Source organism: Mesorhizobium sp. WSM4837, assembly GCF_055811435.1.
Map to the genome: position 1 here is coordinate 1 of NZ_JBVVQE010000127.1, position 8,210 is coordinate 8,210.

General features: G+C 65.0%; 8 protein-coding genes. 1 reads left to right on the plus strand and 7 read right to left on the minus strand.

All coding sequences use genetic code 11. The annotated features are described in order from the left end of the window. The 4 genes from AC0L3D_RS35295 to AC0L3D_RS35310 form a co-directional block, all read right to left on the minus strand. A partial coding sequence (locus tag AC0L3D_RS35295) for an ATP-binding cassette domain-containing protein (RefSeq protein WP_473647384.1) occupies positions 1-381 on the minus strand: 381 nt, incomplete at its 3' end. Further along, a complete protein-coding gene (locus AC0L3D_RS35300) occupies positions 378-1,208 on the minus strand; it encodes an ABC transporter permease (RefSeq protein ID WP_473523500.1) in 831 nt (276 codons plus the stop codon). The genes AC0L3D_RS35295 and AC0L3D_RS35300, both read right to left, overlap by 4 nt. After that, complete coding sequence (locus AC0L3D_RS35305; protein ID WP_419694765.1) at positions 1,205-2,191, minus strand: ABC transporter permease; 987 nt, start codon at positions 2,189-2,191, stop codon at positions 1,205-1,207. The genes AC0L3D_RS35300 and AC0L3D_RS35305 overlap by 4 nt, the downstream gene beginning before the upstream one ends. A gap of 271 nt (positions 2,192-2,462) precedes the next feature. Beyond that, on the minus strand, positions 2,463-4,073 hold the full coding sequence (locus tag AC0L3D_RS35310; protein WP_473647385.1) for an ABC transporter substrate-binding protein: 1,611 nt from the start codon (positions 4,071-4,073) through the stop codon (positions 2,463-2,465). Between the two features lie 282 nt (positions 4,074-4,355). Here AC0L3D_RS35310 and AC0L3D_RS35315 point away from each other — a divergent pair, with 282 nt between their 5' ends. Then, positions 4,356-5,546 carry a M24 family metallopeptidase gene (locus AC0L3D_RS35315; protein WP_473647386.1) on the plus strand — a complete coding sequence of 397 codons (1,191 nt, stop codon included), beginning with the start codon at positions 4,356-4,358 and terminating at the stop codon, positions 5,544-5,546. Positions 5,547-5,755: 209 nt separating this feature from the next. On the opposite strand, the gene AC0L3D_RS35320 is transcribed toward AC0L3D_RS35315, so the two are convergent. The 3 genes from AC0L3D_RS35320 to AC0L3D_RS35330 form a co-directional block, all read right to left on the minus strand. Beyond that, positions 5,756-6,175 carry a cupin domain-containing protein gene (locus tag AC0L3D_RS35320; protein WP_287344163.1) on the minus strand — a complete coding sequence of 140 codons (420 nt, stop codon included), beginning with the start codon at positions 6,173-6,175 and terminating at the stop codon, positions 5,756-5,758. A gap of 4 nt (positions 6,176-6,179) precedes the next feature. Continuing rightward, complete coding sequence (locus tag AC0L3D_RS35325; protein WP_473586664.1) at positions 6,180-7,106, minus strand: phosphoenolpyruvate hydrolase family protein; 927 nt, start codon at positions 7,104-7,106, stop codon at positions 6,180-6,182. Positions 7,107-7,117: 11 nt separating this feature from the next. After that, positions 7,118-8,210 (minus strand): Tm-1-like ATP-binding domain-containing protein (locus AC0L3D_RS35330; protein WP_473647387.1); only part of this gene is annotated, 1,093 nt, incomplete at its 5' end.

Sequence of the window (8,210 nt, forward strand, 5' to 3'; positions counted from 1 at the left end):
GTGAGGGGACTGGCGCCTGTTCACCCTCCCCTTGCGGGGAGGATCGGCGAGGCGGGGTGGGAAAGCGCAGCGGGCGCGCCGGGGGGGGGGGGGGGCGCCGCCAGAGGTGGGGCGCGCCCCCCCCCCCCCCCCCCCGCGGGGGGGTGCCTTGGCACCAAAGGATGGCAAAAACCACTCGATCGAGCCTCCAACCTTGGAAGAACCCGGCAGCAGCCCGGCAATGGCCAGCGCCAGAGTGCTCTTGCCCGAGCCGCTCTCGCCAATGATGGCGAAGCGCTCGCCGGCGCTGACATCGAGGCTGACATGGTTCAGCGCCGCCACCTGGCTGCCGTCGCGGCGATAGGTCACCGTCAGATCGCGGATCGAAAGCAGCGCCGTCATGACAGGCTCCTTCTCACCGCCGTCGTCTCGACGACGCCTTCGCCGGCGAGATAGACGCCGAGCACGGTCAGCACGAGTGCTATGCCCGGAATGATCGACAAAAAGGGCGCGGTGCGCAGCACGGCGCGGCCTTCGGCGATCATGCCGCCCCAGGTCACGCGGTTGGGGTCGCCGAGGCCGAGAAACGAAAGTGCCGCCTCGGTGAGGATCGCGGCGGCGACGATCACCGACGACAGCGCCAGCACCGGCGGCAAAGCGTTGGGCAGCACTTCGCGCAACGCGATCTCCAGCGGATGCATGCCGATGACACGGGCGCCGGCGACAAAATCGCGCTCGCGGATCGACAGCACTTCGGCGCGCGCAACGCGCGCCGGCCCCGTCCAGGCGCCGAGCGCGATCGCCGCGACGACGACGCCGAGCGACGGCCCGACGACGCTGACGAAAGCCAGCGCCAGCAGGAAGCTCGGCACGGTTTGGAAGGCGTCGGTGATGCGCATCAGCACTTCGTCGACGAGACCGCCGGCAAAGCCGGCCAGCGTTCCGACTATCGCGCCGACGGCAAGGGCTGCTGCCGCTGCCGCCAGCCCGACCGCCAGCGAGGTACGGGCGCCGTGGAGAAGCGCGGCCAGCACGTCGCGGCCGAGCCGGTCGGTGCCGAGCGGCAGCGACCAGTCCTGAAAGGGCGGCAGCAATGCCGGCCCGGCAATGGCTTGCGGGTCGCCGGGAAAGAACAAAGGCGCTGTCAGCGCCATGGCGAACAGCGCCGCCAGAATGATCGCGCCGGCGACCGCTTCCGGCGTGCGAAGAAAGCGGCGAAGCCGGCTCACGCACCGGCCTCGCTGGCGCCGACGCGTGGATCGAGGAAGGCGTAGGCAATGTCGACGAGAAGGTTGATGGCGATAACCAGAACGGCGCTGACCAGGATGATGCCGAGCAGCAGCGCCGTGTCGCGCGCCGCCACCGCCTCCTGCGCCAGCCGGCCAAGGCCGGGCACTGAAAAGACACTTTCGATGACGACGCTGCCGCCGAGCATCTGCGCCGATTGCAGGCCGAGCATGGTGACCAACGGCAACAGCGCGTTGCGGGCGACGTGGGCGAGCACGATGCGGCGGCGGGAGAGCCCTTTGGCGCGGGCGGCGAGGACAAAATCCTGCCGCCAGACCTCGGCCATGCCGGCGCGCATCATGCGCAGATAGAGTGCCAGATAGATGAAGCCGAGTGCCGACACCGGCAGCACGAGATGGCGGGTGATATCGGCCGCGCGGTCAAGGCCGGTCTTGCCCGACGCGATGCTCTCGATGCCGCCGATCGGGAACCAGCGCAGGTCGACGGCAAAGACGATGATCAGCACCAGCCCGAGCCAGAAGCCGGGAACGGCATAGAGCGCCAGCGAGCCGATCGACAGCAAGCGGTCGCGAAAGCCGCCGGGCCTGGCGCCGGCATAGATGCCGAGCGCCGAGCCGAGGCCGAAGGAGAGCGCGGTGGCGCTGCCCATCAACAGCAGCGTGTTGGGCAGGCGCTCGAGGATGACGTCGCGGATTGGCCGCGAAAAGGTCACCGACTGGCCGAGGTCGAGATGCAGCAGCGCCCATAGATAGGTCGCCAGCCGCGTCAGCGCCGACTGGTCGAGGCCCCAACGATGGCGCAGCAATTCGATCATGCCGGCGTCGCCGCCGGTCGAGACGATGTAGGCGTCGACCGCGTCACCGGGGGCGGCTTCCAGCAAAAGGAAAGTGCCGATCACGACAATCAGCAGTACGAAGACACTGCCGACGAGGCGACGGCGAAGGAGGAGAAGCGCGCGGGTCATGGCGGCGCCGGCTGCTTGGGCCGATTAACAGAAATGCCGAGCCTAGGCACCCCCCTCTGTCCTGCCGGACATCTCCCCCTCAAGGGGGGAGATTGGCCGTCACTAGCCGTGGCGCCAATCGCAAACATTGCTGAGGAAAGGGCCGTCGCCAAAGCAAGCGAATCTCCCCCCTTGAGGGGGAGATGTCCGGCAGGACAGAGGGGGGTATCGTCGAGCACGGACATTACCAACTTCACCTATTGGCGAAGGTCAATCTCAATTAACCCGCAGCTCACCCCTCCAGCCAGGTGTCCGCCCAGTTCGACACCGCCCAGCGTGGGTTGTTTGCGACATTCCCAACCGTGTCCCTGACAACGCTGATGAAGCTCCATTCGGCGACATTGATCAGCGGCAGGTCGGCTGCGACCTTTTTCTGAAACTCCCTGTAAAGTTCCGTGCGCGCGGCGGGGTCGAGCGTCTCGGACGCCTTGGCGATGAGGGCGTCGAGTTCGTCGTTCTTGTAGCCGCCCTGGTTGGAGAACGGCACCCCGTCTGGAATGCCGCTCTGCACCAGGATGGTGGTCGAGATTGCCGGATCGCCGCGGAACACTGGCGGCCCGACCGCAAGGTCGAAGGCGTGGTCGGTGTAGACGGCCTTGATATGCGCGGCCGAGTCGTTGTTGACCAGCTGGGCGTCGATGCCGATGGCGGCGAGCGCCTGGCGCAGATAGTCGCCGAACTGCTTAGTTTCGTTGAAATAGGGCGCCGGCAGCAGCTTCAGCGAAAAACGCTTGCCGTCGTCACCCTTGCTGTAGCCGGCTTCGTCGAGCAGGGCGTTGGCCTTGGCCACGTCGAAGGCATAGGTCGGCACATCGGCCGTATAGAACTGCGCATCGTTTTTCGGCACCGCGCCGGTGGCGGTGGCGGCATAGCCGAGGAACACCGTCTTGACGACGAAATCCTTGTCAATGGCGTGGGCGATCGCCTGGCGCACCTTCAGGTCGGCCAGCTCCTTGCGGCGATGATTGATTTCGACGACGAGCTGATAGGTCAGCGCCTCATAACCCTTGGTGATCACCTTGAGGCCAGGCACTTTGGAGATGCGGTCGAGATCGGCCAGCGGCACCGCGGAAAAGGCGGCGAGCTGGATCTCTTCGGCCTCGAGCGCGCTTGCCGCCGAGGTGCGGTCGGGCAGCACCTGATAGATGATCTCGTCGAGGTAAGGTTGGCCCTTGCCCCAATAGTCCCCATTCTTCTCCAGCCGGTAATATTCGCCTGGCTTGTGTTCGGCGAATTTGAACGGGCCGGTGCCGACAGGTGCGTTGTTGGCCGGGTTCTCCTCGATCTTTCCCGTCTCGTAGATGTGCTTCGGTACCACGCTAGTCAGCGCCGGCAAGGCGTTGCGGATCAGCTGGAATGGTGTCGGTTTGGCGAATTTGAAAACCGCCGTCAGTTCGTCTGGCGTGTCGACCGCCTCCAGATCCTTGAACACGGTGCGGCCGAGATTCTGCAGCGGCTTCCAGATCTGCAGCGCCGAGAACGCGACGTCGGCGGAGGTGAAGGGTTTGCCGTCATGCCATTTGACGCCCTCGCGCAATTTGAACGTCACCGACAAGCCGTCCGCGGCGCCCTCCCAGCTTGTCGCCAGGCGCGGGTCGAGCCCGTCCTTGCCGTCAAAGGACGCCTCGGCCAGCGGTTCCACGATCTTGCTCGAAATGAAGAAGACGCCGTTGGACGCGACGATCGCCGGGTTGAGGTTGCGCGGCTCGGAATCGGCGGCGACGACCAGCCGCCCGCCTTTCTTCGGCGTCTGTGCCCAGCCGATCGTCGGCAGCGCCGTCGAAGCCAGCAGCAGTGCCGAACCGGCAAGCACGCTGCGTCTGGAAATCGTGACCTCTGACATGATCGAACTCCGTCCCTCTCAGCCATTCGGCCCGGGTGGCCAATACCCTCGGACACCGGACGGCATCCTTGCAAGGGTGATTATGAGCCTTGCCGAGGGTTTCGCCAGAGACGGATTTGGCGCATCCTCATGTGGCTTTGAAAATTTTGTCCGCTGGACCAGTTACAGGGAAGCGGTTCAATCCGACCTTATCTGGTAGGACCAGACCTGTCTCGGTAAGACCAGACTGAGAACTGCCGCGATCTGATCGTGCGGTCAGGGAATTCAGGGAGAGAGAGAAAGATGAACGTCGCCCCGGGTAAAAATGCCGTCAGCACCATCCCGTTCGATCACGCCAGGGTCGATCGGCTGATGGAGGAGGCCGGCATCGATGTGCTGCTCGCCACCTCCAAGCACAACACGCAATATCTGCTTGGCGGCTACAAGTTCATCTTCTTCGCCGCCATGGATGCGATCGGCCACAGCCGCTATCTGCCTGTCGTCGTCTACGAGAAGGGCGGGCCGGACCACGCCGCCTATATCGGCAACCGCATGGAGGGCGCCGAGCACCAGAACAACCCGCTCTGGACGCCGACCTTCCACGCCGCCTGCTGGGGCACGCTCGACGCCGCCAATCTCGCGGTCGAGCACCTGGCGAAAATCGGCAAGGGCGACGCCCGCATCGGCATCGAGCCGGCTTTCCTGCCGTCTGACGCCTACACGCTGATCCGCAAGGCGCTGCCGGATGCAAGGCTTGTCGATGCGACCGATATGCTGGAGCGGATGCGGGCGATCAAGACGGATGCGGAGCTCGAGAAGCTGCGCATCGCCTCCGAACTGATCACCGATTCCATGCTGGCGACCATTGCCTGGGCCCGTGAAGGCACGACCAAGACCGAGATCATCGAGCAGCTGCGGCGCGAGGAGACCAATCGCGGCGCGCATTTCGAATATTGCCTGTTGACGCTCGGCGCCAGCCATAACCGCGCCGGCTCGCCGCAGGCCTGGAAGAAGGGCGAGGTGATGTCGATCGATTCCGGCGGCAATTATCACGGCTATATCGGCGACCTCTGTCGCATGGGCATTCTCGGCGAGCCGGATGCCGAACTCGAGGATCTGTTGGCCGAAGTCGAGGCGGTGCAGCAGGCGGCCTTTTCCAAGGTACACTCCGGCACGCTGGGTGGTGACATGATTTCCTACGCGGAAGGCGTGCTGAAAGCGTCAAAGGTCGCGCCCTATACCGATTTCTTCGCCCACGGCATGGGACTGATCACCCATGAGGCGCCGTTCCTGATGACGAATCATCCGGTGACTTATGAAGGCACCTATGCCGAAAAGCCGCTGGAGAAAAACATGGTGCTCTCGGTCGAGACGACGATGCTGCACCCGACGCGCGGCTTCATCAAGATCGAGGACACGGTGGCGGTCACCGATAGCGGCTACGTGATGTTCGGCGACCGGGGCAGGGGCTGGAACCGGGGGGACGCTTCATAAGGCGAATGACGGTGCTGCCCCTCATCCGCCTGCCGGCACCTTCTCCCCGTAGACGGGGAGAAGGGAACTGAGCGCGGCCCCGGCACTCTTCCTGCCAACGCTGGCGGTTGGCGAAACCATTGGTGGCAGCGTCCTTCTCCCCGTTTACGGGGAGAAGATGGCGGCAGCCAGATGAGGGGCGGCGCTGCCGAAGAAGGACATAGCCGAGCCTATTTCCCGCCCGGCGGCAGCAGCCTGAAATCCGGCAGGTCGCGCAACGCCAGTTCCGGCCCGGCCGGCGAATAGACGACGAAAAGCTGCATGGGCGCATCGCCGGTGTTCAGTGTCGAGTGGAAGCGGCTTTCCGGCACATAGATGGTGCAGCCGGGGCCGACCTTCTCGACGACCGGATTGCCGTCCTCGTCCTCGACCATCTGCTCGCCATTGCCTGATATGACGAAGATGATCTCTTCCGCACCCGGATGGTTGTGGCGCGTGTGGCCCTTGCCGGAGGGCAGGTCGACGACGCCGCCGGAAAAGCGCGTGGCGCCGTTCACCTCGGGCGCCACCGTCAGCGACAGCTTGCCCCAGTCGAAGCCGAAGGCGCTGACATCCTTCGGGTAGACAAACACCTTGCTCTTGTCGGTCATCGTCTCATCCCTTCTTTTTCTTCGCGGTCGTCTTGGCACCGCTTTTTTTTGTTTGCGCATCGGATTTTCCCAAAACCGGTTCCGACTTTTGGGTCCGCTGCTCCAGTGAGACCGCCTTGAAATCGGCAGTCTGCCTGGCGATCGCCGCTTCCGCCGGCAGCCGCTCCATCGAGCTTGCCCCGTAAAAGCCGTGCAGGCCCTTGCAGCGTTCGAGGATGTAGCGGGCATCGTCCGGCATCGAGATCGGCCCGCCATGGCAAAGCAGGATGACATCCTTGCGCACGGCACGCGCCGCTTCAGCGATGGCGTCGATCTCGGTCACGCAGTCGTCGAGCGATTTGGCCGACGTCGCACCGATCGAGCCGCCGGTGGTCACCCCCATATGAGCGACGACGATGTCGGCGCCGGCCTTGGTCATGGCGCGCGCCTCGTCGGGGTTGAACACGTAGGGCGTGGTCAGGAGATCGAGCTCGTGAGCCGCGGCGATCATGTCGACCTCGAGCCCGAAGCCCATGCCGGTTTCCTCGAAACTCTGCCGCATCTGGCCGTCGAACAGGCCGATGGTCGGAAAGTTCTGCACGCCGGAAAAACCCATCGTCTTCAGCTCGGCCAGCAGCAGCGGCATGATGACGAAAGGATCGGTGCCGTTGACGCCGGCCAGCACCGGTGTCTTCTTCACCACCGGCAGCACCTCGTAGGCCATTTCCTTGACGATCTCGTTGGCGTTGCCATAGGCGAGCAGGCCGGCAGCCGAGCCGCGGCCGGCCATGCGGTAGCGGCCGGAATTGTAGATGATGATCAGGTCGATGCCGCCGGCCTCCTCGGCCTTGGCCGACAGCCCGGTGCCGGCGCCGCCGCCGACGATCGGTACGCCGCCGGCAATCATCTTGCGGAACTTTTCCAGGATCTTCTTGCGCGGTATGGCGGGCATGGCTTCGTCTCTCACTGTCTGGCGATGTCGAGAAAAGCCGCAACCGCAGCCTTGGCGAATTCGGGATCGTTGATGTGCAGCGGCAAGCGGATCACGCGACGCGTGTTATCCGGCAGGATCGTGCGCTCGATGGCCTCGAAGAGTGCTGCATCGGCCTCGGGGTCGAAGAAGGCGCCGCCTTCGATGTCGAGCGCCGAAACGCCCTTTTCGGGAATGAGGAACCGGACCGGTCCCTCGCAAAGGCTTAGTCTTGCACCGATCCATTCGCCGATCCTGCGGCTTTCGTCAGGCGTCGTACGCATTAGCGTCACGTTCGGATTGTGCTCGTAAAACAGCCGTCCGCTATAGCGTTCCGGAATGGTCGGCGGCGCCCAGAAATTCACCATATCGAGCGCGCCGACCGAGCCGACATAGGGCGACTTCGTGCGGGCGATCGCGCCGAAACGGTCTTCGGTTGCCGGCAGAACGCCGCCGAACAGGAGGTCGCAGACTTCTGTCGTCGTGATGTCGATGACGCCGGACAGCAAGCCGCTGTCGGCCAGCTTCTCCATGGTGCGGCCGCCGGTGCCGGTGGCGTGGAAGACCATGCAGTCATAGCTCGAACGAAGCTCGTCGGCGATCGAAGTCACGCACGGCGTGGTGACGCCGAACATGGTGAGCCCGATCGACGGTTTGCCGTCGGGCGGCGGCGCCGGTTTTGCAGACATGGCTGCTATCGCCTGGGCGGCGTTGTGCAGCACGACGCGAGACAGCCGGTTCAAGCCGGCCATGTCGGTCACCGACGGCATCATGACGATGTCGGAGACATCGACATAAGGCGCGGTGTCGCCCGAGGCGAGCGTCGAGACCATGATCTTGGGCAGGCCGAGCGGCAGCACGCGCATGCCGGATGTGATGATCGAAGTGCCGCCACCGCCGCCGATACCGATCACACCTGAAATATCGGTGTGCGATTGGACAAACCGGGTGAAGGCGATGGCCATTGCCGCGCCCCCCGGGGGGGGGGGGGGGGCCCCCCCCCCCCCCCCGGGGGGGGCGGGGGGGGGGGGGGCGCCCCCCCCCGGGGGGGCCCACCACCCCCCCCCGCCGCGGGGGCGGGAGGCC

Excerpts from the sequence above, each read along its gene's own strand:
- AC0L3D_RS35320 (WP_287344163.1), bottom strand. The coding sequence starts at position 6,175 with ATGACCGACAAGAGCAAGGTGTTTGTCTACCCGAAGGATGTCAGCGCC.
- AC0L3D_RS35315 (WP_473647386.1), top strand. The coding sequence starts at position 4,356 with ATGAACGTCGCCCCGGGTAAAAATGCCGTCAGCACCATCCCGTTCGAT.
- AC0L3D_RS35305 (WP_419694765.1), bottom strand. The coding sequence starts at position 2,191 with ATGACCCGCGCGCTTCTCCTCCTTCGCCGTCGCCTCGTCGGCAGTGTC.
- AC0L3D_RS35310 (WP_473647385.1), bottom strand. The coding sequence starts at position 4,073 with ATGTCAGAGGTCACGATTTCCAGACGCAGCGTGCTTGCCGGTTCGGCA.
- AC0L3D_RS35325 (WP_473586664.1), bottom strand. The coding sequence starts at position 7,106 with ATGCCCGCCATACCGCGCAAGAAGATCCTGGAAAAGTTCCGCAAGATG.